This is a genomic window from Nostoc sp. MS1 (genome assembly GCF_019976755.1).
GTDB lineage: Bacteria > Cyanobacteriota > Cyanobacteriia > Cyanobacteriales > Nostocaceae > Trichormus.
Genome location: NZ_AP023441.1, coordinates 5,184,535 through 5,204,059 on the forward strand (window position 1 = coordinate 5,184,535; position 19,525 = coordinate 5,204,059).

Annotated in this window: 14 protein-coding genes; 9 read left to right on the forward strand and 5 right to left on the reverse strand. The window is 41.7% G+C overall.

Annotated features, from left to right (window positions below):
* Position 1 precedes the first annotated feature (1 nt).
* From NSMS1_RS22475 to NSMS1_RS22485, 3 genes are all read left to right on the forward strand, one after another.
* Positions 2-253, forward strand: a complete 252-nt coding sequence (locus NSMS1_RS22475; RefSeq protein ID WP_224086945.1) for a hypothetical protein — start codon at positions 2-4, stop codon at positions 251-253.
* A 116-nt stretch (positions 254-369) separates the two neighbouring features.
* A complete protein-coding gene (locus NSMS1_RS22480; RefSeq protein WP_224086946.1) occupies positions 370-1,569 on the forward strand; it encodes an MFS transporter in 1,200 nt (399 codons plus the stop codon).
* A gap of 38 nt (positions 1,570-1,607) precedes the next feature.
* Positions 1,608-2,090, forward strand: coding sequence for a hypothetical protein (locus tag NSMS1_RS22485; RefSeq protein WP_224086947.1), 483 nt, complete (start codon positions 1,608-1,610; stop codon positions 2,088-2,090).
* A gap of 302 nt (positions 2,091-2,392) precedes the next feature.
* Here NSMS1_RS22485 and NSMS1_RS22490 read toward each other — a convergent pair whose 3' ends face one another.
* A complete protein-coding gene (locus NSMS1_RS22490) occupies positions 2,393-3,628 on the reverse strand; it encodes a damage-control phosphatase ARMT1 family protein (protein WP_224095316.1) in 1,236 nt (411 codons plus the stop codon).
* Between the two features lie 5 nt (positions 3,629-3,633).
* A complete protein-coding gene (locus tag NSMS1_RS22495) occupies positions 3,634-4,527 on the reverse strand; it encodes an alpha/beta fold hydrolase (RefSeq protein WP_224086948.1) in 894 nt (297 codons plus the stop codon).
* Between the two features lie 277 nt (positions 4,528-4,804).
* On the opposite strand from NSMS1_RS22495, the gene NSMS1_RS22500 reads away from it, so the two are divergent.
* Positions 4,805-12,601, forward strand: coding sequence for a phytase (locus NSMS1_RS22500; RefSeq protein ID WP_224086949.1), 7,797 nt, complete (start codon positions 4,805-4,807; stop codon positions 12,599-12,601).
* 65 nt (positions 12,602-12,666) lie between these two features.
* On the opposite strand, the gene NSMS1_RS22505 is transcribed toward NSMS1_RS22500, so the two are convergent.
* Positions 12,667-13,815: a transporter substrate-binding domain-containing protein gene (locus NSMS1_RS22505; RefSeq protein WP_224086950.1), complete on the reverse strand. Its 1,149-nt coding sequence runs from the start codon at positions 13,813-13,815 to the stop codon at positions 12,667-12,669.
* A gap of 182 nt (positions 13,816-13,997) precedes the next feature.
* Here NSMS1_RS22505 and NSMS1_RS22510 point away from each other — a divergent pair, with 182 nt between their 5' ends.
* The 4 genes from NSMS1_RS22510 to NSMS1_RS22525 all read left to right on the forward strand — a co-directional run bounded on the left by NSMS1_RS22510 (position 13,998) and on the right by NSMS1_RS22525 (position 17,390).
* On the forward strand, positions 13,998-15,251 hold the full coding sequence (locus NSMS1_RS22510; RefSeq protein ID WP_224086951.1) for an FAD-dependent monooxygenase: 1,254 nt from the start codon (positions 13,998-14,000) through the stop codon (positions 15,249-15,251).
* Between the two features lie 111 nt (positions 15,252-15,362).
* Complete coding sequence (locus tag NSMS1_RS22515) at positions 15,363-15,779, forward strand: TMEM165/GDT1 family protein (RefSeq protein WP_224086952.1); 417 nt, start codon at positions 15,363-15,365, stop codon at positions 15,777-15,779.
* Between the two features lie 27 nt (positions 15,780-15,806).
* A complete protein-coding gene (locus NSMS1_RS22520) occupies positions 15,807-16,094 on the forward strand; it encodes a TMEM165/GDT1 family protein (protein ID WP_224086953.1) in 288 nt (95 codons plus the stop codon).
* A 273-nt stretch (positions 16,095-16,367) separates the two neighbouring features.
* Positions 16,368-17,390: a spore photoproduct lyase family protein gene (locus tag NSMS1_RS22525; protein WP_224095317.1), complete on the forward strand. Its 1,023-nt coding sequence runs from the start codon at positions 16,368-16,370 to the stop codon at positions 17,388-17,390.
* A 74-nt stretch (positions 17,391-17,464) separates the two neighbouring features.
* On the opposite strand, the gene NSMS1_RS22530 is transcribed toward NSMS1_RS22525, so the two are convergent.
* Positions 17,465-18,643 carry an alpha/beta fold hydrolase gene (locus NSMS1_RS22530; RefSeq protein ID WP_224086954.1) on the reverse strand — a complete coding sequence of 393 codons (1,179 nt, stop codon included), beginning with the start codon at positions 18,641-18,643 and terminating at the stop codon, positions 17,465-17,467.
* A gap of 51 nt (positions 18,644-18,694) precedes the next feature.
* Positions 18,695-18,826: a hypothetical protein gene (locus tag NSMS1_RS35160; protein WP_263432531.1), complete on the reverse strand. Its 132-nt coding sequence runs from the start codon at positions 18,824-18,826 to the stop codon at positions 18,695-18,697.
* Positions 18,827-18,847: 21 nt separating this feature from the next.
* Between NSMS1_RS35160 and NSMS1_RS22535 the strand changes: the two genes are divergently transcribed.
* A complete protein-coding gene (locus tag NSMS1_RS22535) occupies positions 18,848-19,396 on the forward strand; it encodes a hypothetical protein (protein ID WP_224086955.1) in 549 nt (182 codons plus the stop codon).
* Positions 19,397-19,525: the final 129 nt, after the last annotated feature.

Consider the following 19,525-nt stretch of genomic DNA (forward strand, 5'->3'; position numbering starts at 1 on the left):
AATGACAGATGTAATAGATATATCAGAGATAATAGCTACCAAAGGTAAAAATCATCTAATTGTTTTAACAGAAAACAAACAGTCTCCAGAAAATGTAAGGCTTGAGAGAAGACTGCAAGAACTCAAGTTTAAACAAGAACTAAGGAAAGATTGGATTTTATTTATAGTTAGAGATGTAGTGATATATTCGGCAATTATCCTTTTCATTCTGATGGCTAGTGGTTACTCCTTATTTATGCACATTTATCGATAAAACTGGTATTTACATGAGAGCGATCGCACTACAGAGAGATGGGGAGAAAGTAATTTTTCTGCATCATCAACTAAGTAAATCTTAGTAAATCCTTTGAGGCAGGAGTATTGTCATTAATGAAAGATTCTCAACACACTCAAGCGCCTCTGTGGATTGGAGTTGCGATCGCTTTTTATGCCTTTATTGCCATCGGCATTGCAGAAGCTGGGTTAGGCGTGCTTTTACCCTCGATAGTATCTACTTATGAACTGAGTTCAGCAACCGTCACCCTACTCTTTATCAGCCAAATAAGCGGCTATATTCTCGCCGCCTTTACCAGCAGTCTGGTGAGTAACCGTTTGGGACTAGGGAAAATGCTATTAATTGCGGCGGTGGCGCTGACAATGGCGCTCGTAATTTATGCTACTTCGCCCTATTGGTTGTTGATGGTTGCGGCTGGAACAGTTTTGGGATTGGGTATTGGGTTAATTGATGCAGGCATTAACACTTACATTGTGCAAGACTCGCGCAGTGCCAGTTTAATTGGTATACTACACGGCTTCTATGGTATTGGTGCATTCTGTGGCCCCACAATCGCTACTACATTGCTAGTATTGGGACTGAACTGGCGACAGGTTTATTGGGTTTTAGCCTGGATTGTTAGCTTATTAATCGTCAGTGTCTTGGGTGTGATCATGTACCGCTACACACCAATGACACAGCAGGTATCAACATCGAATGCAACGGCAGTGAAAAATTTAGGGCGATCGCTCCAATCTCCGGTAGTATTGATAACAGGACTACTACTAGCGGTTTATGTTGGCATAGAAGCTTGTATTGGTAGCTGGGCGTATACTGTACAATTCGTTGGTCGTCATACTCCCCGACTTATCGCTGGTTATAGTGTCAGTGCCTACTGGTTAGGCTTAACTGTAGGACGTTTTATTTTAGGTTATTTCCTGCAACGACTTGGCGCAGTCCGCACCATCAGTATGTCGCTGACTCTTGTGATAATTGGCTTACTTGCTTGGTGGCAACTACCACATCAATGGGTTAGCTTACCCTTAATTGGCTTTGGCTTGGCAGCAATTTTTCCCGCCACCATCTGGTTAATACCTCAAAGATTACCAGAAACCCTTGTGCCTGCGGCTGTCAGCTTCGCCACCAGCATTGCTAGTTTTGGTGCAGCACTTATACCCACTGGTGCAGGTTGGGCAGCAAGTTGGGCAAGTTTAGAAATTATTCCTATATTAATGCTACCATTGGCGCTTTTAATTGTGGGTTTACATTGTTGGTTAGTGCAGCATTCGGTGAAAGACATTAATAGTAATTCGTAATTAGTATATAATTTCTTTACTTTTACAGTGAAATTGAAGTGAAAATACAGTTTCCTCTTAGGATAATAACTTTTACATTAGTTGCGGCTCTCACACCTACTATACTAACCGCTCAAACTCCTTCGGATGAAATGCCAGGTAAACTTCACACTTGTCCATCGAGAACAGAGCCAACAACAGGAGCGCCTAGTGTTGAACAGGTCAAGACATACTTTCAATGCGATACAGAAAAAGAAGTAGACATTGGTGATGGCTATTTAAAGTGGATCACAAATCTCACCATTGAAGTTGCCCCTGTCTCTCGACCTTTTAATGAGCGAACTGACGGAAGATATTTAAGTATTGATATAAAAGAACCTGTGTATGATATTCGAGGGACTTATATTAATCATTTTTGCAACAAGCGCAACGGCTACTGTGATATCGATCAATACTACGGCAGCGCTGGAATCTGTTACCGGAATACTTTTAGGGATTGGCATTGTCATATGACAGGCCCAGCAAAAAGGATTAGAAACTAATTACCGTAGTCTTTTTTCTCTCAACTTGCGTATTTTAAAACCTTTATATAGTAAGGCTTTAAGAAGTATCAGAAAAATGTGCTTGTTTTATATTTTGCGGGAGCGTTAATCACGCCTGTGGGAGGCTCATATCTTGCACCTGAAAATCTGAATGTCAAACCCAGAACTACGTGTAAGATGAGTAAGGCGTTCAATATCAAGTAAAAAAGGTTATACAACTACATGATCAAAAATAGACTCAAGGGCGGTTTGTGCAGCCTGACCCCAATCAGGTGGTGAATATTTTTATAATCACCTATTTACTAAGCTACAAACTGAATTACTCCCCATTGACCATTTGTTAACCAATGAGGGTCTGATTTGGTTAATTCTTCAACAACTTCAGGTTTTAAACCTACTGCTACTTCTGATTTGAGGGTGCGTAAGGTTACCATTGGTGTTGGTAAATAGCAAATTATATCTGCAATGTTAGTAGTAAAATCCCAATGGCGATCGCCTAATAAGCGGCGATAATTTGCGTCGCCTTTAACTATAAGCAAACCTGTATTAGCTAACTCATCTTTGATATGTTTAGGCATTTCCCAAAATGCTAAAGGTGATGTCCAAAAATAATCTTCAGACAATACTAAACACCCTGATGAAATGTGATGTTGCCATCTTTGAGCTAGAGATATGGCTTGTTTGTTGCTAGTAGCTAATAAATAACTTATTGTACCATGTACATCCTTAATCATAGCATCAGAAACGAAAGTTGGATGCGGTTTTAAATGTAGATAAACTTGATTAACTAACTTGCTACTTAATAAAAAATCTACTAAACATAAATCACAAATAAGTTCAAAACCAGCATTATCGACTATAAAATCGACACGTTGCACTTGCGGATTAGTTAATAACTCACTAATTTTATCAGTATCATTTACTAAAATGTTAGCTAATTGGCTTTGCACATCAAATTGACTGCGATCGCCTTCAAATGCTGACCACAAACTTAGGTCAACTCTATTCCCCCATAAAGCAAAATATAAAAGTGTAGTTAAAGCCGTTTGATTTGCTTTTGCCTCATTTTGAGAATCATTCAACCATTGATTTACCTGCTCACATAAAAGGATAGTTGAATCGATTGAAGCTTCTAGACCTTGAGATTTTTGTAGTTGAAAGGGGTCAATACCTTGCCATCTACCAAGAGGAAAATATTGAGTAATTTCTAGAATTAGTCGATAGAAATAAGTTTCCACAAAAAACCAAGGAATATCTAGCCAACGCTGACCTTTGTAAGATTGGAGATATGTATCCCAAGCAGAATAATCTACGGTGGAATCATTTTCAAGCGGGAATAAACACCCTATAGGCAACTCTGTAGCTAAATTTTCTAATTTGGCATTAATTTCAGATGAAAAATTATTTTCTACCACAACTCGACGGGCGATCGCAGGCATTCTTTGAGTAACTGTATACTCGGTAAAAGAACCGACTTCCGAGCCTACAAGTGCTGGCGGTAAAGGTAATTTTGGTATTTGAGAGTAATTGTTCACAATTTTTCTTACCCTTGTTGATTGATAAACTGTAAAATATGTTGAGATGTCGTTTGTGGCTGTTCAATTTGGGGCGCGTGACCACAATTTTTGAGTTTAATTAGCGCAGAATTAGTAATATCTCGGTGAAACTTTTCAGCATCTCCAGATGGGAGCATATTATCATCTTCTCCCCATAAAATTAGTGTTTGTTTGTCAACCTGGGTAATTCTATTCGCCAAGTCTCTATAACCACCAGTTTTGACATAAGCAATCATAGCATCATGCCAACCAGACATTTCTTGATGTAGCATGGCACATTGAATAGCCGAAATGATTTTTATATCTATATTAGGTAAAATACTAGCTATATTTAACGCTATAATTTGGCGCTGGCGTAGATATTCCACAGCAACAAAGTCAAAGGGAGGAAACAAGTATTGGCTAAAAGTAGGTGCAGAAGTATAACCCAAACTATTAATCAGTACTAAGGATTTTACAGCTTTGGGATAAGTAAGAGTAAAGTCAATTGCCGTAGCACCTCCCATTGATGCACCTACCAGTACAATAGGTTGATTAATTAAATTTTTCCAAAATTCGTAAAGGTGAATTTTGATAGTATCTGGACTGTATTTTATTGCTTTTTGCCTTTGTGTAAAGCCAAAACCTAACAAATCTACTGCCCATGTTTCATTTTGAGTAGCAAGTAATGGCAATAGAAGCCGAAACTCCAAGATAGAACTGTCAAAGCCGTGTAGTAACAGAATTGGGGTTCCTCCCCTACCTTGGTGTATGTATGTTGTGAGGATTGGTTGCTGACTAAGGGACGTTGCAAGGGGAATCCTCTCTATATTTTCCACAAAAGCGATCGCCTCTGCGTCTTTGAGTTGATTAACTTGTGATGGCAAAAAACTGGGAAACATTTGATAAATGCCTCAACTCACAATTTCCCCTTACGGGGGCTAAAACTAGAATGACGGTATTTTTACTTAATTTAACCGTTTGCTAGGCATTTCTTAATCTAACTGGGATAGCGTGAAACACTGAATCAACTGTTGATATAACAGTGCCTTAGCGATCGCTCAAACTGTGGGGTATATCTTTGCAGTTGAAATTTTCATGCCAAACCGCAAGAAGATAATGCGATCGCCTATTGCTTCCAAACATACAGAGCTGAGATTTTAAGTTTAGCCGCAATTTATGGTAACTACTAATTCTGTTCGCTTTTCTCAGTTTAACGCCTCCCTCAATCGCAACGCTGAGGGTAAGTTAATCACTGATCTATCTACCCCCGATAATGCTCAAGCAAAAGCTGTAGCTGAGATTATCCAACGCAATAACCCGGATGTCTTACTAATTAACGAGTTTGACTACGTTCAGGAAAACCCACTACAAGCAGTCCAACTATTTCAGCAGAACTACCTGAAAGTCAGCCAAAATGGTGCGACTCCTGTTGAATATCCTTATATATATATAGCTCCTTCTAACACTGGTATAGCTTCTGGGTTTGATTTAGACAACAATGGGCAAATTGTTACTACCCCAGGCGCACCAGGATATGGTAATGATGCCTTCGGATTTGGAGATTTTCCTGGTCAATATGGGATGCTATTACTTTCCAAATATCCCATTGACACTGCCAACGTTCGCACCTTCCACAACTTTCTGTGGAAGGATATGCCAGATTCTTTGTTAAGTACTATTAGTAGCCCTGGCAGTAACGAATCTTGGTACTCAGAAGCAGAAAAAAATGTCCTCCGTCTCTCATCTAAAAGTCACTGGGATGTCCCCATCAAAATCAACGGTGAGACAATTCATGTTTTAGTTAGCCATCCCACACCGCCAACCTTTGATACTGCTGAAGACCGCAACGGTAAGCGCAACCATGATGAAATCCGCTTTTGGGCAGATTATATTACCCCAGGTAAAGGTAATTACATCTATGACGATGGGGGTAAAACAGGTGGTTTAGCGGCTGGGTCACGCTTTGTTATTATGGGGGATCAAAATGCTGATCCTTTAGATGGTGATAGCTTTGATAATGCTATTCGACAACTCTTGCAAAATCCCAATATCAATACGAATGTCGTTCCTACAAGCCCAGGCGGGCCGCAACAAGCTGTTTTACAAGGCGGCGCTAACAACAGCCAACAAGGCAACCCTGCCTTTGATACCGCAGATTTTGCTGACACAGCCCCAGGTAATTTACGCACAGATTACGTCTTACCTTCAGCCGATTTACAAATCATTGACTCTAAAGTATTTTGGCCTCTCAATACTAACCCACAATTTACGCCTGTAGGTACTTTCCCTTTTCCCAGTTCTGACCATCGCCTAGTTTATGCAGATGTACAAGTAGGGGCGACAGTCGCAGGTAAAACGGTGACAAATGCTGGATTTATAGGACAGCAAATTTTCCCCACAGGCTTTATTCCCAATGGCGCAGCCGGAACGGTTAATGGTAATGCAACCCCAGTTGGAGGCTTATCTGGTGTTGCTTACGATGCCGCTAACAATCGTTACTACGCCATCTCAGACGATCGCTCACAAAATGGCCCTGCTCGGTTCTATACTTTTACTGGCAATCCCTCTACAGGCATAACTTTTACCAACGTAACGCCGCTTAAAGACACTAATGGTAACTTTTTTGCACCGTTGAGTTTAGACCCTGAAGATATTGCCCTGACTAACAAAGGTACTGTTTTTATTACCTCGGAAGGCGAAGTAAATATCAATGCTGGTCGGGTAACAAATCCGTTTATCAAAGAGTTTTCCTTAACGACTGGTCAGGAATTGCGATCGCTATCCGTTCCGACAAAATTCTTGCCTGTAGTCGAAGATACAAATGGTGACGGTATTATCAACAATGGTGATACACAGAAATCTGGCGTGCGTAATAACTTAGCGTTTGAAAGTCTCACCATCACACCAGACCAAAAAACCTTATACACCGCCACCGAAAACGCCCTATTCCAAGACGGGCCGACTACTACCACTACTACAGGTACTCGTTCTCGGATTATTCAATACAACTTGGTTTCAGGACAACCTGAAAAAGAATACCTCTACATCACTGACCCAGCCGTCACACCAAACCCAGCTACAGGCTTTAGAGATAATGGTTTGGTAGATTTACTCGCCATTGATAATCGTGGCACGTTATTGGCATTAGAACGTTCTTTTGCTGAAGGTGTAGGAAACACCATCAAAATCTACGAAATCAGTCTGCAAGGGGCGACTGATATTAGTACCATCAACTCACTAGATTTGAGTCCAGAACAGTTAGCAGCAATTCAACCAGCGCAAAAACGTTTGGTATTGAATCTAAATGATTTGAATCTATCGACAGGGTTGGACAATATTGAAGGTCTAGATTTTGGCCCCAAACTACCCGATGGTCGTCAATCAATTGTGCTGGTGAGTGATAATAACTTCAGCCAGACTCAATTTACCCAAATCCTGACTTTAGGTGCAGATTTAATTCCTACAGTTGCCCCCAGAGTCGAAACCCGTCCTGATTTGTTGGATGATGATATTCAAAATGCTGATGCTGATGACCCAGCAATTTATGTCAACGCCAACAATTCAGCCGACAGCTTAGTCTTAACATCTGTCAAAAATGGTGGGTTGCGGGTTTATAACTTATCTGGCGAATTGTTGCAGACAGTTAATCCTGGAAATATCCGCTACAACAATATAGATTTGCAATACGGCTTTAAGCTGGGTAATCAAACAATCGATATTGCCGTAGCCAGCGATCGCCAAAATGATAAACTGGCAATCTTCAAGATTAACCCCAACAACCCCGGTCAATATTTAGAAGAAATCACCGACAGCAGTATCGGGGCTATCTTCCAAGCATCACCCTTTGACCCTCCCTATTCCTCCTCCTCTCGCAGTGCTTATGGTGTTACCCTATACCGTAGCCCTGTTACCAATGATTACTACGTCTTCGTTAACCGTCGGCAAACTGGCGATGTAGCGCAGTTTAAGCTAATCGACAAAAGTAACGGCAAGATTGATGCGGAGAGAGTACGGCAATTTACTATACCAACAATATCAGAGCGATCGCCCCAAACTGAGGGTATGGTAGCCGACCAAGAAACAGGCTTTTTATACATCGGTCAGGAGGATGTGGGGATTTGGAAATTCGATGCAGAACCAGACCGCAGTAGTTCAGGCACATTGATAGATAAAGTCCGGGCTTTGGGTGGTACTCGTCTTACCGATGATGTAGAAGGTTTAACTATTTACTACGGCAAAGATGGTCAAGGCTACCTATTAGCATCCAGTCAGGGAGATAACACATTTGTTGCTTACGACCGCCAAGGCAATAACAGCTATTTAGGTAGCTTTGCCGTAGGTAACAACGGGTCTATTGATAGTGTGCAAGAGTCTGATGGGGCAGATGTAGTCAACGTCTCCTTAGGCCCCAACTTCCCCAATGGATTATTCATCACTCAAGACGGTTCTAACGACCCCGCAACCATAGTTGATGGCGAAAACATCAGCAGCAACTTTAAATTTGTGCCTTGGGAAAACATCGCCAATGCCTTCCCCAACCCTTTAACCATAGACACCGCTAGTTACAATCCTCGCAATCCTCAATCTATGATTCCCCCCAAAGTCACCCTCAAAGGTTTTGCAGTCCTCCCAGCTGATAGCTTTGCTGAAGGCCCACCATCTGGTAGCGCCATTACAGGTACAAATGGCCGGAATGTACCCTTTGCTAAACAACCAATACAAGGGTTTAGTGCTGTACAAAAGGCTAGTGATAATAGCTTCTATTTCTTATCTGACAACGGTTATGGCAGCAAAGACAATAGTGCTGATTTCCTCCTGCGGATTCAGCGTCTAGACCCTAGTTTCCGTGGTTTAGAAGTTGGGGGTAATGGTAGCGTTAAGACATTGGGTTTTATCCAACTATCTGACCCTGATAAGAAAGTTCCTTTCAAGATTGTTAATGAAAATACTACTGAACGCCTCCTCACTGGTGCAGACTTCGATGTCGAATCTTTAGTCATCGCCGAAGATGGTACATTTTGGATTGGGGATGAGTTCGGCCCTTACCTACTCCACTTTGATGCTACAGGTAAGCTTTTAGATACGCCTATTCCCACACCAAATATCACCAATCTCAACACCTTAGATGGTCAACCCCCAATTGTCATTGGACACCGAGGCGCAAGTGGTGAACGGCCAGAACACACCCTTGGTTCATACATGCTGGCAATTGAACGCGGTGCAGACTTCATCGAACCCGATTTAGTCGTTACTAAAGATGGTGTACTTATAGCCCGTCACGAACCGAATCTCATCAACACCACCGATGTAGCCGACCGTCCAGAGTTTGCCAACCGCAGAACTACAAAACTTGTTGATGGCGTAGCCGAAGAAGGCTTCTTTGCTGAAGACTTTACCCTAGCGGAAATCAAAACCCTCCGGGCAAGAATCCAGCCTAGTTTCCGCCCTCAAGTGTTTAACGATTTGTATGAAATTCCTACCTTCCAAGAAATCATCGATTTGGTGAAGCAGGTAGAAAGAGATACAGGTAAAAAGATTGGCATTTATCCAGAAACCAAGCACCCAACATACTTTAGCGATCAAGGTTTCAATATTAGCCAAAAGCTAATTGATGTCTTAGTTGCTAATAATTTTACTGACCCCTCACGGGTATTTATTCAGTCTTTTGAGGTGGGGAATCTCAAGGAACTGAATAATGTGATCATGCCCGCAGCTGGTATTGATATACCATTGGTGCAATTATTAGATGCGATAGATGTCAATTTGGATGGTTCACTACAAGAGGCCAAACCTTATGATTTCGTTGTTAGTGGCGACTCCCGCACCTATGGAGATTTAAGAACCCCCGCAGGTTTACAAGAAATTGCCACCTACGCCGAAGGGATTGGGCCTTGGAAACGGATGATTGTTTCCGTCAAAGGCGTTGATAACAATGGTGATGGGCAAGCAGATGATGTCAACGGCGATGGCTTAGTTAACGATGCCGATAAAACCCTGACTACACCTACTTCCTTGGTGCAAGATGCCCACAATGCAGGGTTATTAGTCCACCCCTACACCTTCCGCAACGAAGGACGATATCTAGCCGCAGATTATAACGGTAATCCGCAAGCAGAATTTAGCCAATACATCCAGTTAGGTGTAGATGGTTACTTTACAGACTTCCCCGGTACTGGTGATTTTGTCCGTGACCAGTTAACAGGGCAGTTTGTCAGGTCGCCGCAAAACCCCGATGTGTTGAATCAGCGAGAGTTTGACACTTTAACTGGAAAAGCACCTTTGGTAATTGGTCATCGTGGCGCAAGTGGATCGCGTCCTGAACATACCTTAGAATCGTATAAATTAGCGATCGCTCAAGGTGCAGATTTTATCGAACCCGATTTAGTCGCTACTAAAGATGGCAGATTAATTGCCCGTCACGAAAATGCTTTGGCAATTCTCAATGCCGATGGTACAGTTAATTTAACAGACACCAGCACCGATATTTACCTCCGTCGTGAGTTTGCTGACCGCCTCACCACTAAAGTTATTGATGGACGCACAATTAGGGGTTGGTTTACAGAAGACCTGACCCTAGCAGAAATCAAAACCCTCAATGCCATTGAACGGCTACCCAATCTGCGGGGAACCAGATTTAATAATGATGGGCTGAAAGTGCCTACCTTAGAAGAAATTATTGATTTGGTGAAGCAGGTAGAAGCTGAAACAGGTCGGAAAATTGGTATTTATCCTGAAACTAAGCACCCCACCTATTTCGCCTCACAAGGTAGACGCATTGATGGAACACCCATCAATACCAGTCTGGGCAAATTACTCGTTGATACCCTAGTAGCGAAAAACTTTACTGACCCCTCACGGATATTTATTCAATCCTTCGAGGTAGGCAATCTCAAGGAATTAAAACAGAACTTAATGCCAGCTGCGGGTATTAACATTCCTTTGATACAACTATTTGGCGGCACTACTCAACAACCCTATGATTTCGTTGTTAGCGGTGATACTCGCACCTATGGAGATTTAACTAAACCCACAGAACTGGCAGCTATTGCCACCTATGCCGCAGGTATCGGCCCCAGCAAACGCTCAATTGTTCCCGCCACTACAGTAGACCGGAATGGCGATGGTAAACCAGATGACCTCAATGGTGATGGTCTGATTAACGATGCTGATACGGTTTTAGGTACACCCACAACGCTGGTAAAAGATGCCCACTCTGTAGGCTTACAGGTACATCCCTATACCTTCCGCAACGAAGGCATATTCTTGGCATCAGATTACAATGGCAATCCAATAAAAGAATATGAACAATTCATCAATTTAGGTGTTGATGCCTTCTTTACAGACTTCCCTGGAACTGGCGATTTAGTCCGCGACCAATTTGTAGGACAACCAGCCGTTGCTAACCTTGGTGGTTCTAAAGGTTTTGAAGGTTTAGCCATCAGTCCCGATCAAAAAACTTTGTACCCATTACTCGAAGGTACGGTGGCTGGTGATCCTCCAGGTTCACTGCGGATTTATAAATTTGATGTAGCATCCAAGCAATATCAAGGTTTAGTTGGTTATTACAAATTAGACAACCCCAGCTATGCTATTGGTGACTTCACTGTAGTTAATGACAATGAATATCTAGTAATTGAACGCGACAATAATCAAGGTAGTGCAGCCCAGTTCAAGAAAATCTTCAAAGTTGACTTCTCCAAAAAAGATGCCAATGGCTTTGTTGAGAAGGAAGAAATCGTAGACTTGTTGAATATTCAAGACCCCAACGACTTGAATAAAGATGGCAGCACTAAATTTACCTTCCCCTTTACCACCATTGAAGATGTCTTAGTCTTAGATGCCAACACAATCTTAGTTGCTAACGACAATAATTATCCTTTCTCTAGAGGTAGAGCAGGGGATATTGACAACAACGAAATCATCATTTTGGATCTAGATAAGCCCCTCAACGTTGAGCATTCCTTAGTCAAGAATGTCGAAAATGATATTTTTACGATCAAAAGCATTGGTCAAGCCAGACTGCAAGTAGACCTCACCGGACGCACAACTAACCGCACCAACGAATTAGGTGTGTTTACTGTAGACGATGCCCAAGGCAGAATCAACGGTATCGCACCAGGACAAGCAGGTTATACTCAAGCTGCTTTAGCAAGGGCGAAAACAATTTTCTCCGTACTGAATCGAGGTTTGAATAACGTCAATGTCTCTCGCAGCTTGGAATTTGATTCAGGCGATCGCCTACGCTTCTTTGTAGTAAAAGATGGTACAACTGACGGTGTACTGGCTGGAAATATCCCTCTTGCCAACGTTGTCTTTGCTAGTAACACAACCCAAAAAGTTACCGACTTGGGTAATGATAATTTTTCTCTAGCTTGGGAAATTCAACCAAATAACGGTCAGAACTTCCAAGATTTAGTAGTCAAGATTCAATCAATCAGCCAAGATTTACCCATCGGTACAGATGTGCAAGGCGAGTCCCAAGCAGAACTCATCGACTTACGCACTCTCACAGGTTCGGTTAAAGTTGATTTTGTCGTCAACAAAGATGCTTCTTATAGAAACTACGTCAGCTTCTATCGAGTTACCGATGTTAACGGTGGTATCGACATCAATAACGATGGTAATGCAGATATCTTACCCGGACAGGCTGGTTATACTGAAGCTGCTGTAAGAGCGCGTGTTGCAGGCATTAACCTCACAGCCAACCAAGGCACAGCCAATTACACTGCTAACCTCCAAGCAGGTTACATTTATGCACCATTTATCATTGCCAATGGTACACCAGAAGCAATATTGGATAGTAACCCTAACAATAATTCCCCAGTTTACTTCTCATTCTTAGGTGCTAATCCCAGAAACACAGACCAAATTACCTTGTTAGGCAATAACATCTTTGGCTTTGAAGACTTACCCAGAGGAGGAGACAGAGATTTCAACGATATGATTGTCCGCGTTAATTTATCCGTTGCTTAGTTACTGACGATATTGTTGGTTTAGGCGTTAATTGGTAATGGTTTTCTCCCATTACCAATTATCAATTAAGATTTCTTCACCCCAAACCACTTATCATAAAGCACTTGATATGTTCCATTCTCCTTTAATTCCAACAAGGCGCGATTGATAGATTTGCGGTAGGGACTGTTATTAGGTAAAACAATGCCATAGTTTTCTTCCCGAAAGACACTACCTACAACTTCTACTTTTCCTTGACCTTGATTAGCAGCATAAAATAGAAGTACAGGAGCATCAAACACCACAGCATCAGCTTTTTTCTTATCTAAAGCATCGTAAGCCTGCTCAATTTTGGCGACTTCTAAAATGGGGATTTTATTTTCCTTTAAGTATGCCGCAGCTGTGCTACCAGTTGTGGTTGCTACTAATTTACCGGGTAAATCATTCACACTTTGAATATCAGCTTGTAACTGTTGCACAGTTAATGAAGTGGTAGCCGCAGCCGTAAAGTAAGCAACAAACACAACGCCAGCAAACATCCACATCACAGCTAACACCCGACTGATGATTCCTTTGGGCATTTCATCTGCTTGGGTAGCTAAGGTAGCAGCAGCCCACCAACAGGCTTTAAAAATTCCGGGAAAGTAGGATTTGTCAACAATGCTTTCTTTGTGATGACGTTCAGATAACCAAATGATGTGAGCTGCTATCACAGTCAGTAATACAGCCAAGCCTATTACTTGCAAGAGCGTCACTGAGAACAATAATGACAAAATATCTGGTGCGCCACCACTATTAATTTTGGAGTTGCGTACCAAAATTTGTAATCCCCCACTAAACATAGGTAAGGAAAAATCAAACTTTTGCTGACGTTCAGCCGTAATAGAAATAGCGGCAATGCCTGCGTTGGCTTTACCATTCTCAACAGCTGAGAGTAGGTCAGCTACGTTGGCATACTCCTCAAATTTAAACTTTGCACCAATTTCGCTGGCAATGCTGCGCCAAAGGTCTATACTAAAGCCGGATAGTTTACCTTTGTCATCAAAAACAAAGGGGGGAATGGCTCTAGTAGCTACAACTAACGATTGTTGAGATTGTTGAGTAGTTGGTTGTTGCGATCGCGCCGGATATGCTATCAGCAAGAATACCAAAATTCCACATCCCAGTCCCAACCATATATTTTTATCTCTAGCCTTGAGAAACCGAGAAAATTTCTGTGCAAGCCCATTAAGCATAATATTTCTGAGAATAATAGGTAATATCTATCATTCCCAACGCATAACGAATATCACATACGCAGAAAAACAAAAAATCCAGGGTTTAGACAAGAAAGGATATTACGAAGTAGGTATTCAACACCCTCCTCACTAATTACCAACCACTACTATATGACACCTATGTAATAATACTGGAGGTTTTGAGTCAAAATATCTATCTAGAACAAGTGATACAAACATCGAAAAAAATAATCAAGCCCTCAGTCTCAAAGGTAATTGTGATTGGAGGCGGAATTGGTGGGTTAACTTTAGCTCGTGCCTGCTTAGATGCAAACATTGAAGTAGAAGTATACGAGAAACGTCCACTGAATACAATGCTTTCTGGGCCAGGCGGTATTTTTATTCAACGAAATGCCATACGAATTTACCAACTTCTTGACTCAGGAAAGATTTACCAACGTTTTTACTCACAGGGTGGCAAAATTCTCAAGGGTGGTTTTTCTAGTAAAGATGGCGCTCCCTTGTATATTAACTCTCCAGAATTTGCTGGTGAAAAAGACTTAGGTATATGTCTTTCTAGAGGAGAGTTGCAACAAATTTTGTATGAAGCTTTACCACCAAACACGGTACGTAATGGGATGACTTTTGAGAAATTTGCGGCAACTGAAGATGGTGTACAAGTGTACTTTCAAGATGGCAGCACCACAACAGGCGATATATTAGTAGGTGCGGATGGTCTTTATTCACGAGTACGTGCCAGCATGTCTGGACAAAAAAGATTAGAGGAGCCAATTTACAGTGGAACTTGTTGCTGGAGAGGTGTATTCAATGGCTCAAACCTTCCCTTGAATCAAGAATATAGTTGGATGGAATATTGGGGTCAAGGAAATCGCTTTGGATATTTTGATATAGGTAAAGGGCTGTTCTCATTTTATGCGTTCAGTAATACAGAAAAAGGGGGGAATGATGACTCAGTTGGCGGTTCCTTAAATGCCTTGAAGTTAACATTTTCAGATTATGCTGAACCTGTACCGTCAATCCTCAAAGTTTTAGAAGACCAAATAATTTACCGAGATGATATTTTTGATCGTCAACCTTTAGGTAATTGTTGGGGTAAGGAGAGAGTAACGTTAATCGGGGATGCAGCGCACCCTGTTCAACCAAATCTGGGTCAAGGGGGTTGTATGGCTGTAGAAGATGCCTTTGAACTAGTTAAGTTGCTGACTAGAGGCGCAAGTTCTGATCATGTTTCACTGTTGCGTCAATTTGAGTATAGCCGTAGTCAACGAGTAACTCGTGTATTTACTACTTCTCGACAAGTTGGTCAGCTTGGACAAACTAACTCTGCAATAGGCTGTCTTCTGCGTAATTGGATTTACAAACTGACTCCTACTTGGTTAGCAGACTTGCAGTTTAAATGGTTGTTTGATTACCAACCTTCCTGGGAAGATTAACTTTCGGTTTAGACAAATTTGGAGGAGTCAAAGAAAAAACTTGCACATTATGACAACTATCTGAGAAAATGAGAAGAATATGAAAACCATCTAGAAAAAAAATTACTACCTGTGAAACTTGACGCTGTACCTTTTACCAGTTCTAGCCTAACTCAGACTCTTAGCGAGTCAGCTTTACAAGAGAATACTGAATCCCATCTATCTACTGTAATTGTTGAGCAAGTTAAGGAGTGTCCAAAAAAACAAGGGTCAGCAATAGGTGTATTTGCTACCACCTTTGTAACTATATTTTTGGCGGAAATCGGTGATAAAACCCAACTATCAACCTTATTAATGAGTGCAGAGTCGCACTCACCCTGGATAGTATTTCTAGGTTCGGGAGCAGCATTAATCACTACAAGTTTAATAGGTGTACTTTTAGGTAGCTGGGTATCTAAACGCTTAAACCCCAAAACCTTGGATAGATCAACCGGATTCATGCTTCTGTTTATCTCCCTTACTCTATTTTGGGATGTATTTCACGGTTAATCACAAATCACCATTACCTTAAATATTATGGATTGGCATCTTTTAGGCATCAGTTTTATTACAGTTTTTTTATCAGAATTAGGTGATAAAAGTCAGTTAGCTGCGATCGCACTTTCTGGTCGTGGTCAGTCTGTGAAGGCTGTATTTTTTGGCTCTGCTGGCGCACTCCTATTAACTAGCTTATTAGGTGCATTGGCAGGAGGAGCAGTATCAGAATTATTACCAACACATATATTAAAAGCGATCGCGGCTGTAGGATTTGCAGTTCTCGCCGCTCGTTTATTGTTATTTAAACAAGAAGAAACAGCAGAATAACAATTCAAAATTCAAAATTCAAAATGCGCCTGTGTAGTTAGTTACTTTAACTACACAGGTATAGATATTATGATAGGAAACCCCTACCTTTACAAGAGTAGAAGCCGCCTCATTTCTACTGAAAAGACTTTAGAATAGAAGTAAGTTGATCAGAGCGATACATTAACTAAGTTTTGAAAAATTAATTGCAGACATCAGCCAGATAAATAACAAGGGAAGATGTTAGTGAATATAGTTGAAGAACGTGTGTCTACAAAAGCCGCTAGGTTGTGGATGCCTGAACGGGTAATATTTACACCTGCTGCGTTGAATGAGCCTTGGGGACAAAAGATTAAGGCGCGTGTGGAGTCCCTCGGACTACCAATAGAAGAGTTACCACGGAACAGACTGACAGGCTTACGTGGTGAAAGCGATCGCCAGACTTATGATATTTCCAAGCGGACTCTCGCAGTTGTGACTGCACCACCAAGCCAGTTTAAACTTAGTCCTATTCCCCCCTCTGCTGATTGGCAATTTCATCTAGCTGAGGGTTGTTCTGCACATTGCCAATACTGTTACTTGGCTGGGAGTTTGTCCGGGCCACCAGTGATTCGTGCCTATGCCAATCTACCGCAAATATTAGAGAATTTAGCCAATTACGAGCAACCAGGAAAGATGACGACTTATGAGGTAAGTTGTTACACTGACCCTCTAGGAATTGAGCATCTGACTGGTAGCCTAGCCGAGTGCATCCGTTATTTTGGTACTCGTAGCGATGCACATCTACGCTGGGTATCTAAGTTTGATGCCGTTGATGGTTTACTCGACCTACCCCATAATGGTCATACTCGTTGCCGTGCGAGTGTAAATGCTGCACCGATTTCTGGCAAATTTGAAGGGGGTACAGCGTCGGTAGCATCGAGACTGGCCGCATTGCGTAAGTTAGCTTTACCGCGAGATCAAGGCGGTGGTGGCTATCCTGTAGGCTTAGTGATTGCGCCAATTATGCCTATAGATGATTGGCAGATGCACTACAGCCGCTTGTTTGATATGATTAGCGCCGCACTGGATATGGACTGTGACTTGACTTTTGAGCTAATTTCCCACCGCTTTACACCAGGGTCAAAAGAAGTTTTGCAGACTTGGTATCCCCAGTCAAAACTAGACATGGATGAGGAGAAACGCACCATCAAGCGTAATAAGTTTGGTGGGGTCAAATATGTTTACGATAATGACACCATGAAGACAATGAAGCGCTTTTTTGAAAGTGAGATTCAACAGCGCTTTCCCAAGGCGAAGATTTTGTATTGGACGTAAATCAGTGAACGGTTGACAGTTTACCCTGAGCGAAGTCGTTCGCGTTAGCGTCTCCGTAGGAGAAGGGTAAACTGTCAAATTAACGAGTGGACAGCGCAAAATTCCCGGACAACTTCACTAAATTGCTGATTCTGTTCCATCAATGCCATGTGTCCGCCTGGCTTGATGGATACTCTTTGGGAGTCGGGTAATTCTGCGTTTATGCGATCGCTTGCTTGGGGTAGAGTAGCAATATCAGCTACACCAGAAACCACCAACACAGGTATATTAATCGTTTCCAGTGTTCTAGTTTCGTCGTAGTGAAACATTCCTAGTGTGCCACGAGCGAGAACGCCAGGAGAAGCAAATGCAGATAATAAGGCGGAGAAATCAAGTTGTCCTCTTGTTTCCGTACCTGTAAAACCCGATAGTTCTACACTGATGTAAAGTAAGCCGTTGAGGTAAGACAGCCAAGTCATCAACCACAAAAGCGGTGATAACACGACACTCAAGTATAGTAGAGGTTCTAGTAACGGCTTCTGCAATTTGCGTAACAAGCGGTTGAAGATGCAGGTTTTCAGAGGATTGGTATAGGTAGTATCGACAAGAATTAAACTAGCTACCCGACTTGTTAAATATTCGGGGAACAGTCGGCAAAATGTGAGGTTAATCATACCCCCCATACTGTGACCTAATAAAATTACTGGTTTATTACCCGCAATGTCAATCACAGCTTGCAAATCACGGGCATACTTTTCAATAGAATAATCATTATTTTTCGGACGCGCCGATTTTCCCAATCCTGGTAAATCCCAAACGATGACACGAAAGCGATCGCTCAACTGTTTTTTGGCATAATACCAGACTGTACTGTTAGGCCCCCAGCCATGAGATAAGATAATCGGCTGTGCATCTTCCGGGCCGTAAAACTCTACTTGCAATACACTTCCATCATCCCTTGGCAAACGTTTTACTGTTTTGCTACGCATGAGTTTAGGTTCATCAACTCCACGGCGACGTAAAAGCGGTAAGCTGATAAACCTCCCGCCAAAAGTCCACAAAACCATTACCAGTCCGCCAACTAAATAACCTATTCCGGTGAGTTCCCCTTCATACCACTCATACAGAATATAAAGTCCTCCACCTAGTACCCCTGGCGAAATCAGTTGCAATAGCCATACAAGTAGAAAACCTGGAGGCATGAAGAGCATGGCAAGAAACCTTTGAATATTTTGCTTGTTATCTTCTAGGTTCATAACATGGTAAAAAGTCATTCTCTTTCAATCCAGAGAATGATTATTGATGAACCGCAAGATATGCCTTTATTAAAGCGTCCCAGCGATATAAAAATATTGTGAAAAATTGGCATTATTTTTGAGGCGATGGTTTTCGGCTAACCAGAGGCGATCGCATCCTAAATGTGATGAACTGAAAATGTAGCTTAAATAAGCTAGCAAATTTACCTTCAAGACACTCACATGAAAAAAATTATTTTAACTACTGCCTTAACTGGCTTATTTTCCTTCTCATTTACACTTACAGCTAACCAAGGCTTAATTTTAGCTCAGTCTTCACAAGTAGCACAGGCGCAAATTACAGTCATACCTGTGGCAAAAATAGGACTAGGAAAAATTTGTCCCGGTATGTCTGAACAAGAAGTACGTAGGATTTTGGGAAAACCTACTAGTAGTAAAACCGAATATAGCCAAGGTGTTGGTGATAATATCCGCACACTTCAATATCCAAACATTTCTTTATCTCTAGTTCCCCATGTAAATAAGCCGAACAAATTTTTTGTTTACCAATTTGTTACCCGCAGTCGTCAATTTTCAACCCCAACTGGTATTAAAGTTGGCGATACACAAGCTCAGGTAATCAAGGTTTACGGAAAACCTTACATATCGCAAGAAGGCACAGTTACCTTTTTAGGATATACGGTTGGGAATAAAGATAGCGCTACAACATTTAGGTTTCGTATCGAAGCTGGCAAGGTAACAGAAATTCTGTATAGCGAACAGCTAGTCTAATTTCTGTACAGAAATTAGAAATATAAATCTGTTTTATTAGTCACTTCTTCGCTAATTCCTTAATGATAATTTGGGCTTGATGGCGAGAGCCTTCACCTAAAGCTAATATAATAAGGAACTAGCGAAAAT

Coding starts and splice junctions, on each gene's coding strand:
- NSMS1_RS22475 (WP_224086945.1), top strand. CDS start 2: ATGACAGATGTAATAGATATATCAGAGATAATAGCTACCAAAGGTAAA.
- NSMS1_RS22480 (WP_224086946.1), top strand. CDS start 370: ATGAAAGATTCTCAACACACTCAAGCGCCTCTGTGGATTGGAGTTGCG.
- NSMS1_RS22495 (WP_224086948.1), bottom strand. CDS start 4,527: ATGTTTCCCAGTTTTTTGCCATCACAAGTTAATCAACTCAAAGACGCA.
- NSMS1_RS22500 (WP_224086949.1), top strand. CDS start 4,805: ATGGTAACTACTAATTCTGTTCGCTTTTCTCAGTTTAACGCCTCCCTC.
- NSMS1_RS22505 (WP_224086950.1), bottom strand. CDS start 13,815: ATGCTTAATGGGCTTGCACAGAAATTTTCTCGGTTTCTCAAGGCTAGA.
- NSMS1_RS22520 (WP_224086953.1), top strand. CDS start 15,807: ATGGATTGGCATCTTTTAGGCATCAGTTTTATTACAGTTTTTTTATCA.
- NSMS1_RS22525 (WP_224095317.1), top strand. CDS start 16,368: ATGCCTGAACGGGTAATATTTACACCTGCTGCGTTGAATGAGCCTTGG.
- NSMS1_RS22530 (WP_224086954.1), bottom strand. CDS start 18,643: ATGACTTTTTACCATGTTATGAACCTAGAAGATAACAAGCAAAATATT.
- NSMS1_RS22535 (WP_224086955.1), top strand. CDS start 18,848: ATGAAAAAAATTATTTTAACTACTGCCTTAACTGGCTTATTTTCCTTC.